The organism is Saccharibacillus sp. O23, assembly GCF_002205895.1.
GTDB lineage: Bacteria > Bacillota > Bacilli > Paenibacillales > Paenibacillaceae > Saccharibacillus.
Genome location: NZ_NJDE01000001.1, coordinates 218345 through 233962, shown reverse-complemented (window position 1 = coordinate 233962; position 15618 = coordinate 218345). Strand labels below are relative to the sequence as shown.

General features: G+C 57.6%; 12 protein-coding genes. 4 read left to right on the top strand and 8 right to left on the bottom strand.

What is annotated here, in order from left to right; genetic code table 11:
- Positions 1–499 precede the first annotated feature (499 nt).
- The gene (locus CDO73_RS01005) at positions 500–4042 is read left to right on the top strand and encodes a S8 family serine peptidase (protein WP_088486616.1); all 3543 of its coding nucleotides are present in this window, start codon (positions 500–502) and stop codon (positions 4040–4042) included.
- Between the two features lie 204 nt (positions 4043–4246).
- Here CDO73_RS01005 and CDO73_RS01000 read toward each other — a convergent pair whose 3' ends face one another.
- The 7 genes from CDO73_RS01000 to CDO73_RS00970 all read right to left on the bottom strand — a co-directional run bounded on the left by CDO73_RS01000 (position 4247) and on the right by CDO73_RS00970 (position 11665).
- Positions 4247–5194 (bottom strand): NAD(P)-dependent alcohol dehydrogenase, encoded by a 948-nt coding sequence (locus CDO73_RS01000; RefSeq protein ID WP_088486615.1) that lies wholly within the window; start codon positions 5192–5194, stop codon positions 4247–4249.
- 132 nt (positions 5195–5326) lie between these two features.
- Positions 5327–6319: a class 1b ribonucleoside-diphosphate reductase subunit beta gene (nrdF, locus tag CDO73_RS00995; RefSeq protein WP_306437497.1), complete on the bottom strand. Its 993-nt coding sequence runs from the start codon at positions 6317–6319 to the stop codon at positions 5327–5329.
- A 236-nt stretch (positions 6320–6555) separates the two neighbouring features.
- The gene (gene nrdE / locus CDO73_RS00990) at positions 6556–8640 is read right to left on the bottom strand and encodes a class 1b ribonucleoside-diphosphate reductase subunit alpha (protein WP_088486614.1); all 2085 of its coding nucleotides are present in this window, start codon (positions 8638–8640) and stop codon (positions 6556–6558) included.
- Positions 8627–8986, bottom strand: coding sequence for a class Ib ribonucleoside-diphosphate reductase assembly flavoprotein NrdI (nrdI, locus tag CDO73_RS00985; protein ID WP_088486613.1), 360 nt, complete (start codon positions 8984–8986; stop codon positions 8627–8629). The genes nrdE and nrdI overlap by 14 nt, the downstream gene beginning before the upstream one ends.
- Before the next feature lie 575 nt (positions 8987–9561).
- Positions 9562–10149, bottom strand: a complete 588-nt coding sequence (locus CDO73_RS00980) for a GNAT family N-acetyltransferase (protein WP_088486612.1) — start codon at positions 10147–10149, stop codon at positions 9562–9564.
- A 15-nt stretch (positions 10150–10164) separates the two neighbouring features.
- Positions 10165–10932 (bottom strand): 2,3-diphosphoglycerate-dependent phosphoglycerate mutase, encoded by a 768-nt coding sequence (gene gpmA, locus CDO73_RS00975; protein ID WP_088486611.1) that lies wholly within the window; start codon positions 10930–10932, stop codon positions 10165–10167.
- Between the two features lie 91 nt (positions 10933–11023).
- A complete protein-coding gene (locus CDO73_RS00970) occupies positions 11024–11665 on the bottom strand; it encodes a hypothetical protein (RefSeq protein ID WP_088486610.1) in 642 nt (213 codons plus the stop codon).
- Positions 11666–12028: 363 nt separating this feature from the next.
- Here CDO73_RS00970 and CDO73_RS00965 point away from each other — a divergent pair, with 363 nt between their 5' ends.
- Positions 12029–13141, top strand: a complete 1113-nt coding sequence (locus CDO73_RS00965) for an iron-containing alcohol dehydrogenase (protein WP_373446956.1) — start codon at positions 12029–12031, stop codon at positions 13139–13141.
- A gap of 306 nt (positions 13142–13447) precedes the next feature.
- Positions 13448–13930: a hypothetical protein gene (locus tag CDO73_RS00960; RefSeq protein WP_088486608.1), complete on the top strand. Its 483-nt coding sequence runs from the start codon at positions 13448–13450 to the stop codon at positions 13928–13930.
- A gap of 148 nt (positions 13931–14078) precedes the next feature.
- Here CDO73_RS00960 and CDO73_RS00955 read toward each other — a convergent pair whose 3' ends face one another.
- On the bottom strand, positions 14079–14855 hold the full coding sequence (locus CDO73_RS00955) for an MBL fold metallo-hydrolase (protein ID WP_088486607.1): 777 nt from the start codon (positions 14853–14855) through the stop codon (positions 14079–14081).
- Positions 14856–15012: 157 nt separating this feature from the next.
- Here CDO73_RS00955 and CDO73_RS00950 point away from each other — a divergent pair, with 157 nt between their 5' ends.
- On the top strand, positions 15013–15549 hold the full coding sequence (locus tag CDO73_RS00950; RefSeq protein WP_306437496.1) for an Lrp/AsnC family transcriptional regulator: 537 nt from the start codon (positions 15013–15015) through the stop codon (positions 15547–15549).
- The last annotated feature ends 69 nt before the right edge of the window (positions 15550–15618 follow it).

Below are 15618 nucleotides of genomic sequence, written 5' to 3'. Positions count from 1 at the left end.
AACCTGCGGATCGTCCGCAGGTTCTTTTTTCTATTCGCTGCCGATCGCCGATTCAAGCTTTGTTTTACTTTTTGCAGCCCGAAAGACGCTGCGAGCTGCACTTAGAAAGCCGCGAACGACAGAAAAATCCGATTTGTCGAAAAATTAAGTCTTTGTACCCTCAAGCGAGTCGCCGATAGCAACCAAAAGAATCAGTTCGAACGAATGAACCCTTTCATCCCTATGACATTACTGAGACTTTTGCTTGCTGCACGGGATCGGAGATTCGAAACAGAGCGGTAAGTCCCAATAAAAATTCGACAAAATTCGTTGCAAGGCCTAATTGAAACGGTTCGTCCGAAAAATTTACAAGTGGTCAACTCTTGATACCGGTGCTAACATAGGGGCCAAGCTTTTTGACAACCGCATGAGAGGAGGCAGACTTTCGGATCGATCCCGAGCCGTGTGAAGCTTCAGCAACGCTGTATCCATTCCATACAACGAGAGAGGGGAAGTTGCATTGAAGAAAGATTTGTTCCGTAAGTTGTCGGGCGCGTCATTGAGCCTGGCGTTGGCGCTGGGGGCGCTCCCGGCGGCCGCTTCCGCTCAGCCGGCATCCAAGCCGACGGACAAGCTGGTTCCGTATAAGCTGTCCGAATCCTCATTGAACGGCGGATCGGCAGAAGGCCGGGCAAGCGCTTTTGCCGTGCAGACCCGCGACGTCGCTTCCATCATTTCGCCCAAGCTGGACACCAAGTCCCTACATAAAGTGCGAGCGATCGTGCAGTTGAGCCGCGAGCCGGTCGCTGCGGCCGCCGCCGAATCTTCGTCGGGCGATGTCAATCTGAGAAGTTTCTCGGCACTCTCGGCCGAACAGTCGGTCGATACGGAGCAGTCGAACTTCTTGAGCCAAGCGGCAGCGCTCGGCATCGATCTTCAAGTCAATTATCAATACAACACCGTCTTGAACGGGTTCGAGGTCACGGTATCGGCGAACCAATTGACGGCATTGGCTTCGATTCCGAGCGTCGTCTCCATCGACGAGAACCAGACCTATTACGAGATTCCGGTCGACGAGAAAGAAGCCTCGGCGGGCAGCAACTTCGAGATTCAGCCTCTGAAGCAGATGGGCGTGGACGAAGCTTGGGCCGAAGGACTGACAGGCAAAGGCCTCAAAGTCGGCGTCATCGACACCGGGGTCGATTATCTCCACCCGGATCTCAAAGATGCCTACAAAGGCGGTTACGACTCGTTCGAGAAAGATAACGATCCGTACGAAGAACCGCCGGCTGAGATCAACGGAACGTCTTATGAAGGAACCAGCCACGGTACGCACGTCTCGGGCACGATCGTGGGACGCGGAACCAACCCGACTTCGGATCTGGTGCAAAAAGGCGTAGCCTACGATGCCGACCTGTACGTCTATAAAGTGCTCGGCCGCAACATCCAGACGGGCCGCGCTTCGGGCTCGTCGGCGCAGGTCATCGACGGCATCGAACATGCGGTCAAAGACGGCATGGACGTGATCAACTTGTCGCTGGGTTCCGATTCGAACAAAGATCCGAATTCCCCGGACGCCGTGGCGATCAATAACGCGGTATTGTCGGGCGTGACGGCGGTTGTCGCCAACGGCAACGCCGCCGACGAAGGTCCTTATTATTATTCGATGGGTTCGCCGGCTTCTTCGCAGCTCGCGATCTCCGTAGGAGCCGTAACGAGCGAAAGCAACCATTACGAAGGAACCTTCTCGGCATCCGTCGGAGAACCGGCGACGGAAGAACCGCCGGTCGAAGAAGAGAAGGCTCCGGAAGCGCCTGCCGCTTCCGATGCTTCGCAAGAAGACGCGAAAGCGGCGGAAGAATCGTCTGCCGATCAACCGGCGACGGAGACTCCGGCATCCGAGCAATCCGAATCGGAGCAGCCGAGCGCAGAAACGCCTTCGACAGAAGCGCCTGCCGAGGAACAACCGGCGGCGGAAGCTCCGTCGACCGAACAGCCTGCCGCAGAGCAGCCGGCAGCCCAGAAGCCTGCCGCCGACCAAGCGGAAGCTTCTCGCGCGGCTGTCGCGGAGTCGGTGTACGGCCCGTATAACACGGACGTATTGGCTTGGAAAACGGGCCAAGAAAACTTCGCTTCGCTGCTCGGCACGGAGCCGAACGCGGCCGTCTACGCGAACCTCGGTACCGACGCGGACTATGACGCGCTGGCGGAGCAAGGCGTCGACGTGACGGGCAAAGTGGTCGTGGTCTCCCGCGGCAACCTGACGTTCGACGCGAAAGTTCGCGGCGCCGCGGCGCACGGCGCCAAAGCGATCGTGATCTTCAACGGCAACGTCAAGTCGAGCAATCCGAACGAAGCGGACCTGTCCGAATCGGTTCCGGGCCGCGACGAGCCGGTCGGAACGCTCGCGTTCTTGGGCGACAGCTTCGATTACGTGCCTTACTTCGACATGAGCGGCACGGAAGGCCGCGCATTGGCGAGAGAAGCGCTGAAGCAGGACAAGCCGGAATTCGAGATCACTTTCGGAAGCGACTATCCGAAGACGGTCGTGGAAGGCGACAAGATGGCTTCGTTCAGCTCCCGCGGACCGAACTCGGACGATAGCCTGAGCATCAAGCCGGACGTGGTGGCACCGGGCGTCAACCTGCTGTCCACCTTCCCGGAATACGGCAAATTCGATCCGAACGTCAGCTATGACGAAGCGTATGCGCGGTTGAGCGGCACGAGCATGGCGACGCCTCACGTAGCCGGCCTCGCGCTGCTGCTGAAACAGAAATATCCGGGGTGGTCGCCTTACGACGTACGCGCGGCATTGGCCAATACCGCCGATACCATCTCGGACGAATCGGGCACGCCGTACGACGTATATTCGCAAGGCGCAGGACGCGCTTACGTGGCGGACGCTCTCGATACGCCTGCCCTGCTGCAGGCCGTGGAAGAGATTCATATTCTGAACCCCGACCTCGTGTCGGTACCGGTGACCAACTACGCGCCTTCGACCGCGTTCGGTCTGCTGGACGGCAGCAGCGAAGCGGTCAGCCGCAAGCTGCAGTTGAAGAGCGTAACCGGCGCGCCTGTCTCTTATACGGCAAGCGTGGTGTGGCATGAAGACGTGACTTCCGATCCGACGAATCCGATCGCGACGCCGGATACGAGCAAGATCTCGGCTTCCCTGAACGGTCTGGGCAGCGGCAATACGGTCAGCGCGGCAGCCGGAACACCGGGCGAATTCGAACTGACGATCGATCCGGCATCGGATGCGGCGAAAGGCGTCTACGAAGGCGAAGTGCGCCTGCAATCGCCGGGACAGCCGGATCTGCACCTTCCGTTCGCCGTTCATATCGGCGACGAGAAGCCGACGACAGGCTTCGGCATCCAAGACGTTCAACTGTCCGAACGCATCATCACGCCTGACGGCGACGGCAACCGCGATACGACGGACGTATCGTTCACCTTGTCGACCGACGACGTCAATTATATCCAGATCGCCGTATACGGCATCGACGACGAGTATATCGGTCTGGTCGGTCAGATCGTCGATCAAGACGCGCAGGGCAATCTGCGGTTGATCGAACCCGGCCGTTACACGTTCGAAGGATTGGACGACTATTACCTCGACGAAAATACGGGCAAAGTCGGCAAGCTTGAACCGGGCACGTATCAGCTCGAACTTCTCGCGGCTCAACTGACGCCTAGCGGTCAGATCGCCAAAGATCCTGCGGGCAACCCGATTCGTTATCTGGCGTATACCAGCTACCGCATCGCGGATCGCCGGGCACTGCTGGTAGACGAAGCGATCGCGGCGTTCGACAAAGCGGCGGCGGTCGTCAACACGACCCGCATCGGCCCGAACGTGCTCAAGCTGACTTCGACCAACGAAGTGAAGTTCCAAGTGACCGGCAGCGACCGTCCGGATCTGATCAACAGCAAAGGCGCGCTTCGCGCTCTGCCGTCGACGCCGACCGTGGTCAATCTGGAAGTCACCGCTTATTACAAAAAGAACTCCAAAATCAGCGAATCGTTTACCGTACCGGTGACGCTGCTGCCGCCTACGAAAAAGTAAGGCCGGCGTTAGCGGATTGAACTTAGGAAGCCCGAAACCGCCTTTGCGATCTTCACGGATCGCAAAGGCGGTTTTATTTGCGGAAAAAAGAGGCAAGGCAGCGAAAGTAGGCACAAAAAAAAGGCTGTTCGCGGTATTCGACAGCCTTTCGAAGAAACGTAGGTGAGCGGCGGTGCTTGAAGCGCTTTGAACCGCCGCCGTCGTTCACACGGTCCGAATCACCACTTTGCCCCGCGTCCGGCCGGATTCGGCCAGCTCGTAAGCTTGACGCGTCTCCTCCAGCGGAAAAACGGCTTCGATCGTCGGTTTCAATCGGCCTTCTTCGCACCACTGCCGCATCAGGCTCAGATCGCGGTCGTTTGAATTCGCGCCGACGAAACGGGCTTTGCGTTTGGCTGCGGCCGTCAGCGCGACCGCGGGCATCACCGTAGGACCGGGCACGGTCGTGACGTAAACGCCGGAAGCGGTCAGCAGGCTGCGGCAGCTCCAGAAGCCGTATTTGCCGGCCGCGTCGAAGATCACGTCGAACGGCGGCTTGCCGGCTCGGCGGAAATCTTCGCGGTCGTAAGCAATCACGTCCTCGCAGCCCAGTTCGCGCGCCAGCGCTTCGCCGGAAGATCGGCAGACGCCCGTCACGTGCGCGCCGGCGATCACGGCCAACTGCACGGCGAAATGGCCGACGCCGCCCGTCGCGCCGATCACGAGCGCCCGCATGCCGGGTTTCAACCCGCCGACCTTCGTCAGCGCCTGATAAGCGGTCGACGCGGCGAGCGGGATGGAGGCGGCTTCTTCGAAACTCGACGCGGCGGGTTTGCGCGAAGCGATCGAAGCTTTGCAGCATAGGGCTTCCGCCAATCCGCCGCCTTGCATCGCTCCGTTGGTGAACCCGTAGACTTCGTCGCCGGGAGAGAAATCGGTCACGCCGGTTCCGCAGGCTTCGACGATTCCCGAGAAGTCGGAACACAGAATCTTGGGGAACCGAAATCCCGACAAGAAAAACAGATAGCCTTTGCGCGTCTTGAAGTCGATCGGGTTAATGGAGGTGGCGCGCATGCGGACTTTGATCTCGCCGGCGGCAGGCGCAGGTTCGTCGACTTCTTCGATGCGGAACACGTCGGGCCCGCCGTATTTGCGAATGACTGCGGCTTTCATGGTAAGCTTCGCCTCGTTTCTTCTATTAGAATGAACGGCATGCCGAACAAAAAAGACTTCGCCCGCAGCAGGAAAACCGTAGGCAGGATTTCCTTCGTCGAGGCGAAGTCTTTGCTTTTTTAACCGAAACTTTTACAGACCGCTCGTTACCGGCGATTCCGCCGTATCGAACAAGAAGTCTTCGTCGCGCAGCGGCTCCACGTGAACCGTGCGGACGTACCCGTTGCCTTTTTTCGAGAAGAAGTCATGCTGTTTGGTCTGCGTCTTCAGGCCGTTCAGCACGATCGGGTTGATGCTCTCGTCGTCTTCTTCGAACTGCGGTTCCAGACCGAGGTTCATCATCGCTTTGTTGGCGTTGTAACGCACGAACTTGTTCACTTCTTCGGTCAGGCCGATCTTGGTGTAGAGCTGTTCGGTATATTTCTCTTCGTTGGCTTGCAGCGTGTGCAGCAGCTCGTAGAGCTCTTGGGTCGCCGCTTCGGCTTCCGATGCCGGAAGGTCGCGCAGCACTTCTTGAGCGAGCACGCCCACGTACAGGCCGTGAATGCTCTCGTCGCGCAGGATCAAGTCGATGATCTCGCCGCTGCTCGTCATCTTGCCTTGTCCGGCCAGATACAGCGGGTAGAAGAAGCCGCTGTAGAACAGGTAGCTCTCGAGCATAACCGAAGCGCCCATCGCCAGATACAGATCTTTCGGCGTCTGGATGTTCTGATAGTATTTCGAGATGATCTCCGCTTTTTTCTGCAGCAGCGGATTTTCTTCGACCCAGCGGAACACCTTGTCGATCTCTTCGGTGGAAGCGAGCGTCGTGAAGATGCTGCTGTACGATTTGGCGTGGATCTGCTCCATCATGCCCATGAACGCGAGCACCGCTTTGCGCTGAAGGTTCTCGACATGCTCCATGATCTGCGGCATGCCGACTCCGCCTTGCACGGTATCGAGCAGCGTCAGGCCGCCAAGGACCTGCATGTAGGCTTCCTGCTCGTCTTCGTTCAAGGTGATCCAAGACATTTTGTCGTCGGACAGCGGAATCTCGTCGTCCGTCCAGAATTGCATGATATTTTGATTCCAGAACATCAGGGTGAAGTCGTCTGCGGGACGGTTCCAGTTGACGGCCTTGATCATGTTCAGTCATCCCTTTCATCGTGGAGTATATATTAAAATGGAAAATGTGGGTAATGTTGGGCGGCTCAAGCCGCAAATAACGACCGCTTCGCAAGCGGCGGCGCACAAGTTACCTATTATGGACCATAAATTTGCAAAAGTAAAGCGGGGCGTAAAGGTCAGACCGGAAAACCGGATCTTGAAGCAGTCGCCCCGCAGGTTTCATCGTTCGTGGTCAAACAAAATCGGTGGAAAAATCAGATCGCGCAGCTGATGCATTCTTCCACGCTCAAGTGGTTGGTGCGCGTGTAGTACAGAGCTTTCAGCCCTTTGCGCGCGGCATACAGGTAATAACGGGACAATTCGCGCGTCGTCACGTTGCTGTTGACGTGCAGGATCGCCGAGATGCCTTGGTCGATATGTTCTTGAATCGCCGAGATCAAGTCGATGACTTTGAACTGGTTCATCTGGTAAGCCGATTTGTAGTAGAAGAAGTTCTCCTGCGACAGATACGGCATCGGATAGTAAGTCGTCGAGTTCGCGTAAGTGCGCGTCTCGATGGCATCGACGATCGGCATGACGCTCGACGTCGAGTTCTGGATATAGGAGATGCTTTGCGTCGGCGCGATCGCCAGACGGTAAGCGTGGTACAGGCCGTTCGCTTGAACCAGCGTGCGCAGGCGAGCCCAGTCTGCCGTCGTCGGAATGTGCATGCCTTCGAACAGCGCTTTGACTTTGGCCGTGCTCGGGCTGTAGTCGGTCTGTACGTACTTGTCGAAGTATGTACCTTTCGCGTATTCGGACTGCTCGAAACCGGCGAACGTTTCGCTGCGGTCGCGGGCGATCTCCATGCTTTTTTCGATCGAGTAGTAGTTCATCATCATGAAGAACGTGCGCGCGAAGTCGATCGCTTCGTCGCTTTCGTAAGCGATTTTGTTTTTCGCGAGGTAACCGTGCAGGTTCATCGCGCCCAGACCGACGGAGTGCATCTCGCGGTTCGCTTTGGCGACGCCCGGCGCGTTCTGCACGTCGGTCATGTCGCTGACGGCGGTCAAGCCGACCATCGCTTCGTGTACCGATTCGCGAATCTTGCCGAGATCCATCACGTTGGCGATGTTCAGCGAAGCCAAGTTGCAGCTGATGTCGCGGCGAATATCGTTTTGTTGACCGTAATCGCCGATCGTCGACGTTTCTTGAAGCTGATAGATTTCCGTGCACAGGTTGGACATTTTGACCATGCCCAAGTCTTTCAGCGCGTGGTTCTTGTTGGCGTTCGACTTGTTCATGATGTACGGATAACCGGATTCCAACTGCACCATCGCGATTTTTACCAGCATGTCGCGTGCGCTCATCACGGTCTTTTTCTTGATCTTATCGTTGGCGAGCAGCTCGTCGTACATTTCGTCCAGATCGAGGTCGTCCAAGTGTTTGCCGTATTCTTTGTACACGGAGTAAGGACCGAATACCACCAGCGGTTGGTTGTCTTCCGCCAGTTTGTAGAAACGGTTCGGAACGATCAAGCCGATCGACAGCGTTTTGAGACGGGATTTCTCGTCGGCGTTGATCTTTTTGCTGTCCAGGAATTCAAGCACGTCCCAGCCGAAAATGTTGTAGTAAGCCGCGCCGGAACCTTTGCGTTGACCCATTTGGTCGGCGTAGGAGAACGCGTCTTCCATCAGCTTGAGGACCGGCATTACGCCTTTGGCCGCGCCTTCGACGCCTTTGATCGGTTCGCCGCGTCCGCGCAGCTTCGACAAGTTGACGGCTACGCCGCCGCCGATCTTCGACAGCTGCATGCAGGTCGAGAGCACGTAGTTGATCGAGTTGAGCGCGTCGTCCATCTCGAGCAGGAAGCAGGAGACCAGTTCGCCGCGGCGGCTTTTGCCCGCGTTCAGGAACGTCGGGGTCGCCGGCTGCACGCGCTGTTCCATGATCGCCGTCACGAGCGCTTTGGCCGTATCCGCGTTGCCGCCGCCCAGATGCAGGGCCACGATCGCGGCGCGGTCGGCGTAAGACTCGAGGTAGACCGATTTATCGTTGCTGCGCATCGCGTAGTCCGTGTAGAACTTCGATGCGGCCATGTAGGAAGCGAATTCGAACGGCACGTTGTGGGAAGTCTCGAACACCGATACGACTTCTTCGCGGCTGTACTTTTCGTACACGTTCTCGTAGTAGTCGTTTTCGATCATGTAGTCGACCTGAGCGCCGAAGTCGTCGAAAGTCAGGCTGCGTTTGGCCACGTCCTCCATAAACGCGCTAACCGCTTCTTTATCTTTCTCCAACCGGAAAAATCCGTCGGCGTTTCTCAGCATCAGTTGGTTGTTCAGTTCAATATGCCGCAAGGGTGTTCAGCTCCTCTTTGAAATGTAGAATGTCTTTGTTGGTTCCGGACAGTTCGAATTTGCACAATACGGGCACGCCGTAAGTCTGGGAGATCGTGTCCGCGCTTTTCGCGAAACATTGCCCCCAGTTGCGGTTGCCGCTGGCGGATACGCCGCGAAGCTGTCCGCCGTTTTGCTGCAAGAACATTTGGACTTTGTCCGGCACTTGGCCGAAGCCCGTAGTATAGGTAACGAGGATGAAAGGCTCGTCCAGCTTCATCTTCTCGTCGATTTGTACGGCGGGAAGTTCCAGTTTTTCGATGAATCTCCGCACATTCCCTGTCTTGGAATCGTAAGCGATCACCATGTTCTTTCACGCTCCTTAGTACCCGGCAATAACTAGATATAGATTTAACCGGGTCAGTGTTACTCATTCTATAACCAGATATGGGGTTTGTCAAAGCACAAATTTTAGAAAATAAAACTGCCGAAATTGGAGGAAAACGCGAAAAAGCGAGCAATCGAAGGGAAAGTTGCGGTTTTTCGCCTAGGGCAGCTCTAAACGGGGATTGACGCGAATCGGAACAGGGGGTTTTTCGGAGGAATGGCGCTGTGACGGGCAATTCGCCGCGACTCGCAAACGAAAAGCGGAAGCCGTATGTCAAGAAGTGCAAATTCGAGCCGGATTCAAAGGTGAAAAAAAGTTAGATGTGCGTAAAAAGGATGTGGAGAAGCCGGGGATAGGCTGAGGACAGCCTGAGGATAACGGCGGGAAACGCAAGACGAAATCTGTGGACGGCGGGGATAACGTCAAACGCGCCGTTGTGGGCGGCGGGGATAATGGGGACAACCGGAAAGTCAAGGACAAGCATGGGAAAAAGGCGGCCGGAAGGCCGCCTCTTGATGGATTCTTATCCTTTGTTCGAAGGTCGACTTCGGCCACTAAGCCCGCCCCGACTTGATCATCCGGTCGTACGCGTGCCCGCTCAGTTCGATCGTGCCGTCTTCGCGGTAACCCAGACGCTCGTATAACGCCCGGGCTTTGAGATTGGCCTGTTCCACGAGCAGCATGGCCTGTTCGAAGCCCAGCGCGGCCGCGCGCCGCTCGAACGCTTCGATCAAACGGGTCCCGATGCCGGCCCCGCGGTAAGCCCCGCTCACCGCGAGCGAATCCAGATAGTATTCGCCGGGACGGGCTTCCGGGACCAGCCCGTCCGTCGGCAGGCCGCGCTCGCGCAGGCGCCGCAGCAGCGGCTCGTCCAGCGACTCCGCTTCGTCGCCCGGATAGCTCAGCACGAAGCCGGCCGCCCGGCCGTTCCCGTCTTCGCAGATCAACGTGTTCTTGTAGCTCAGCCGGCCTTCGTCCAGCCGGAACAGCTCCTCCAGCGCGTCGAACGTCGCCGGGAGGTCGGTCGTGCCCGCGATCGTATGCGCGATGTCTTCGATCGCGTCGTACATGAGCGGCGACACGTCCGCCGCGTCTTCCGGCTTGGCCGCCCGGATCTTGAAAGCCGTCGTGTCTGTGGTCATCGAGCTTGCTCCTCTCTATTTATGATGCGAGGAATAGTCGGGATCGTGATCCGGATCGGCCGCCTGCCTTTTCTTCTCTTCGACATGCGTCGGATGCCCCAGATAGAAACGGCGGATCGACTTCAGATCGTCGTCCAGCTCGTAGACGAGCGGAACCCCGGTCGGAATATTCAGCTCGAGCAGCTCTTGTTCGTCCAGATCTTCGATGAACTTGATCAGCGCCCGGATCGTATTGCCGTGGGCGGCGATCAGGATGCGCTCGTTGCGTTTGATCAACGGAACGATGCGGTCGTCCCAATATTCGCCGACTCGGTCGATCGTATTTTGCAAGCTCTCGCCGGCCGGCAGCGCTTCGGGCGGAAGCTTCGCGTACCGGGCATCGCTGCCCGGCAGGCGTTTGTCGCCCGGTTCCAACAGGGGAGGGCGGACGTCGAGACCGCGCCGCCAGAGACGGACCTGTTCTTCGCCGTACTTTTCGGCCGTCTCGGGTTTGCTCAATCCTTGCAGCGCGCCGTAATGCCGTTCGTTCAGCTTCCACGATTTCTCTACCGGAATCCATAACAATCCCAACTCGTCCAGCGCGTGATACAGCGTCTTGATCGAACGTTGGAGCACCGAAGCGAAAGCCGCGTCGAACGCATACTCCGATTCCCGGAGGATGCGCCCCGCGTCTTTGGCTTCTTCGATTCCGTGTTCCGTCAGATCCACGTCCGTCCAACCGGTGAACAAATTCTGTTTGTTCCATTCGCTTTGCCCGTGCCTGATCATCACTACCCGATACATCCCGACATCTCCTTTTGGAAAAACTCCGTCTGATTCTAACAAAAATCCCTCTCGCCCGGACGAACCGGGCGGAGGGAATAACGTTGTGCGGTTACTTGGCTTCTTTGATCTCGGTAATCGTCATGACCGTCGTGGTATCGTCGATCTTGTCTTCGGTGTACTTGAAAGTAACCTTGGCGTCGTTCGGAATTTGGTTGATCTGCTGCTGCGCTTCTTCGGACAACTGGTAGGTCATCGCTTTGCCGTCGACGTCGATCTCGGCGCTGTGGCTGTCGGCCAGGCCCGAATACGAACCTTCGCCCGTTTGTTCGGCTGCCGCCGCGGCAGGGGTGGAAGCAGGCGTTTCTTCTTTGCCGGTGTTCGCGGAATCGGCCGGTTTAGTCGTCTCCGTCGTTTCGGTCTTGCCGGTGTCGGCGGAAGAAGTTTCGCCCGATCCCTGGGTTCCCGTGTCGGAAGACTCGGTGCCGCTCGTTCCGCTGTCGGCCGGCGCCGATTCGGTCGGATCCGCCGGCGCGGCGGAATCCGTTTCGCCCGAAGATTCTTCCGCCATGTCGATATCGGTCTCGTCCGTCGGATGCGCGTCGTTGTCCGCGGCTGCAGGGATATTCTCGATCGCCTCTTCGGCGTTTTCCGTCGCTGCCGGGGAAGCCGCTTTGTCGCTGCCGCATGCGGCCAGCACGCCGGCCAACATCAAAGTCACGGCCAGAGCGGATAAAGATTTCATTTTAGTCATTGAGTCAAACACCTCCAGATGGTTATACGCTTCATCGCTCCGAAAGTTACATCGGCTGCGCGGAGCGCGCGAGCGCTGCTCGAAATCGATATACTTCATACTTTGTATTGTTACCCAAAAAGCATCTCGGATGCAAACCGGGCCTCCGAGTCGAGGCGCAGCCTGTCGAATTTGCCGAATATTTCTGCATTTTTCTTCTTTTCAAAAATAAATAAGCAAAAAACCACAAATAAATGTGACTTTTATTGCTGAGTGAAAAGAATCACGAGAAGTAGGATAAGCGTGTAAGCGCTGAAGCATCTTAAACCGGAGAGGAAGAAAAAGGTGACGACACATGTTTATTATGTACCTCCCGTCAATCTGATGGGCAGAGGCTGTCTGACGGAAGCCGGCCCGCATATCCGCCAATTGGGCGGCAGCAAGGCCTTAGTCGTGACGGACGGATTCTTGCGGCAAAGCGGCATCGCCGACCGCGTGCTGGACGTCTTGAAAAAGGAAGGCCTCGACTATGCCGTCTATGACGACGTCCGTCCGAATCCGACCTGCAAGAACGTGCATGACGGCGTCGAATTGCTGCAGAAGGAAGGCTGCGACATCATCGTATCGGTCGGCGGCGGTTCGCCGCAGGACGCGGCGAAAGCGATCGGCATCATCGCGGCGAACGGCGGTCATATTACGGAATATGAAGGCGTTCACAAATCGGGATCGAAGTCCATGCCGATCGTAGCCGTCAATACCACGGCCGGCACGTCGAGCGAAGTTACGATCAATTACGTGATCACCGACGAACGGCGCAAAGTCAAGATGGTCATGGTCGACAAAAACTCGCTCGCTTCGATCTCGATCAACGATCCGGAGCTGATGACCGCCAAGCCGGCCGATCTGACCGCGGCCACGGGCATGGATGCTTTGACGCATGCCATCGAAGCGTTAGTTACGCCGGGCGCTTACCCGGTCACGGACGCGACGGCGCTGGCGACCGTCCGCCTGATCTTCGATTATCTGCCGCGCGCCGTAAAAGACGGCAGCGATATCGAAGCTCGCGAGCAGATGGTCTACGCGATCTTCCTCGGCGGTCTCGCATTCAATAATGCCGGACTGGGTTATGTGCACGCGATGGCGCATCAGCTCGGCGGCGTCTACGACCTCCCGCACGGCGTATGCAACGCCATGCTGCTGCCGTTCGTCGAAGAAGAGAACGCCAAGCACGTGCCGGAGAAATTTCGGGCGATCGCCCGCGCGATCGGCATGGACGATCAAGGCAAAGACGACGCCGAATGCGCGCGTTTCGTAATCAACAAGATTTCCGAGCTGTCGCACGAAGTCGGCATCCCGGCCAAGCTGTCCGAACTGGGCGTCGACGATCCCGATCTGAACCTGCTGGCGGATAACGCGATGAAAGACGCTTGCGCGCCGGGCAATCCGTTTCAACCGACCAAAGAAGAAGTCATCCGCTTGTTCGAACGGATCTTGTAGGTCCGGATACCCGGGGAATCGGAGACGTTTCGGAGCTCGTTCCGTTATTCGTTAACCATTATTAATAGAAGAAAAATATTGAAATTATTTATGCCCAAGCCGCCTGCCGACGGGGATATTCCGACGCAGGCGGTTTTTGTCGCCTCGCCCCCATGACCAAAGCCCCGAGAAATTCCGCTGCCCGCGCTTCGTAATCTTCGCATTCCTGCCCGCAATCCGGTACACTGGTAGGGAGTGTCTATAGATCACCGAGATCGAACGCCGCTGCAGCTCGTATGCGTTCGGCGACAGAGAGGAGCATTCCCCATGACCCAAGAACAAGACAGAGAACAGCAGGTGCGCGCTGCCGCCGACCTCGCCGCGCATTTCGACGTGACGGTGGAACAAGCGAAAGAGATGCCGTTCGCGGAAGGCCAGACGTTGATCTGGGCGGAAGCGTTCAAGTTGGACAGTTGGCTCATTCTGATGAAACCGAGCGACAATCCGCAGCAGCCGGAACCTTTTTTCGGCAACGTGGACGGTCACGGTTGGGCATTTCTGTTCACCGACCCGATGCATGCCCAAGTCTTCGCGCGCGATAACCAACTGATTACGGCCGGCGGCCAAGTGCTGATCGCCAAGATGAAGGTGGACCCGATGATCGACTGGCTGGAAGAGATCGGCAAGTCGGGATTGTACGGCGTGCGCTTCAACGAAGGCGAGAACGGTTGGTTTACCCCGGTCGACAGCCTTCGCGCCATGCAGGATTACATCGAGATTCAAGAAGAACGCCGCCGGGAAGAAGAATAGGCCCGCTGCCGCGGTATGCGGCGAACGGACCTGATCGGATTTCATGGCGAATGCTGAGGGGCACGCACGCCCGCAACCGGAACGCAGAGACGAAGGAGTCGCCTCTGCGTTTTTCGGCGTGGTTCATGCGGCCTGCCGCGAACCGCTTTTATCGGACGGGCGCAAAAGAAAGAGTCTCTCCGTCGGCCGGAATGTCGATCCGTTTGTCCAAACCCTGCGTCCGCACGGTCTGCGCCAGATCGGCTCGCAGCGTCAAACAATGATTGATCGCTTCCATATGAACCGCGACGATCCGCGTATACGGCGCATGTTCGGTCGTGCGGATCACGTCGGCGTCGTCCATGATGATCGCGTCGCCTTCCCGGAATCTTGCGCCGCCGGCATGGACGACGGTCACGTCCGGACGATGCCGGTCCAGCGCTTCGGCGACGTCGTCGCACCAGATGGTGTCTCCGGCGAGATACAGTTTCGGTTCGCCTTCGGCTTCGAACACGAACCCGGATACCCGGCCCATCGCTTGCCCGATCTCGCCCGTGCCGTGCTGACCGGAAGTCCGGGAGATCTTAACGCCTTGATAGATGCAGGAATCTTCGATTTCGCGAATATTCGCGAAGCCCGACTCGGCGATGCGCTCTTGGTCGCCCGGTTGGCAGAAGACCGGAAGCTCCGCTCCCCGCGCGGCCAGCAGGGCCGAAGCGGCGGGAGCGTCCCAATGGTCGGGATGAAGATGCGTCAGAATCAGGACGTCCGGCGTCGACAGGCTTTCCGCGGAGACCGGAAGAGGAACCAACGGATTGCGTTTGTCGTTCGGACTGTTCGAGATCGGAGGATTCGCGCCTTGTTCGGCGAACATGGGATCGATCAGCCAGATCAGGCCGCCGTATTCGATTCTCAGCGTGGCGTTGCGGATCAAAGTCAGTTTCATGGATGTTGCCTCCTCGGGAAGGTAAGGTTACAAACGAACCGTGCTATACTGCTTATTATAGAGACGCGGAAGAAGCCGAGACATAACCCGGTGAAACGATCGGGGCCGATCGGCTTTCAGCGTGAAAATTCGGATTCGCGAAAAAGGAGGGACGATCATGGAACCGAACTCGAATATCGGAAGACGGCCGGAGCGCAGTATTCGAAGAGAAGCCGCGATGCGGGAAAGCGAAGCGCTGATCGCCGCAAGCCGTCCGTCCCCGGCCGGAACGGCCGCTTTCGACGAGACGGATCTGCGGATTCTGAGCCTGCTGCTCGAAGATTCGCGGCGCACGAACAAAGAGATCGGCCAAGACGTGCACCTGACCGGTCAGGCCGTCGGCGCGCGCATCCGGCGCATGCAGGAGAGCGGCGTCATCGAAAGCTATACGCTGCGTTGGAATCCCGGCAAGATCGGTCTCGGCATCGAAGCGTTCGTGACCGTTTTTCTGGATGCGGGAACGATCCATGCCGCTTTTCAAGCCTTCGCGCAGGCCGACGACCGGGTGATCCGGATCGACCGCACGAACGGCGAAGGCTGCTACCTGCTGCTGGTGCGCACGCCGGGGCTGGAGGAACTGAACGGCTTTTTGCAGGATGTGCTCAAGTACGGGAACTACCGGGTGAATTTGTCGATGGGGCGGTTAAAAGGGTAGTCGTGGACCTTATCGATCTATCCGATCAACCTAAAAAGACGCATGCGCCGAGGCTTAAGCCTGCGGACG

Bases quoted from the DNA above. Each gene is read 5' to 3' on its own strand.
- CDO73_RS00960 (WP_088486608.1), top strand. From the start codon at position 13,448: ATGACCCAAGAACAAGACAGAGAACAGCAGGTGCGCGCTGCCGCCGAC.
- CDO73_RS01000 (WP_088486615.1), bottom strand. From the start codon at position 5,194: ATGAAAGCCGCAGTCATTCGCAAATACGGCGGGCCCGACGTGTTCCGC.
- CDO73_RS00980 (WP_088486612.1), bottom strand. From the start codon at position 10,149: ATGACCACAGACACGACGGCTTTCAAGATCCGGGCGGCCAAGCCGGAA.
- CDO73_RS00950 (WP_306437496.1), top strand. From the start codon at position 15,013: ATGGAACCGAACTCGAATATCGGAAGACGGCCGGAGCGCAGTATTCGA.
- nrdF (WP_306437497.1), bottom strand. From the start codon at position 6,319: ATGATCAAGGCCGTCAACTGGAACCGTCCCGCAGACGACTTCACCCTG.
- CDO73_RS00955 (WP_088486607.1), bottom strand. From the start codon at position 14,855: ATGAAACTGACTTTGATCCGCAACGCCACGCTGAGAATCGAATACGGC.
- gpmA (WP_088486611.1), bottom strand. From the start codon at position 10,932: ATGTATCGGGTAGTGATGATCAGGCACGGGCAAAGCGAATGGAACAAA.
- CDO73_RS00965 (WP_373446956.1), top strand. From the start codon at position 12,029: ATGGGCAGAGGCTGTCTGACGGAAGCCGGCCCGCATATCCGCCAATTG.
- nrdI (WP_088486613.1), bottom strand. From the start codon at position 8,986: ATGGTGATCGCTTACGATTCCAAGACAGGGAATGTGCGGAGATTCATC.
- CDO73_RS00970 (WP_088486610.1), bottom strand. From the start codon at position 11,665: ATGACTAAAATGAAATCTTTATCCGCTCTGGCCGTGACTTTGATGTTG.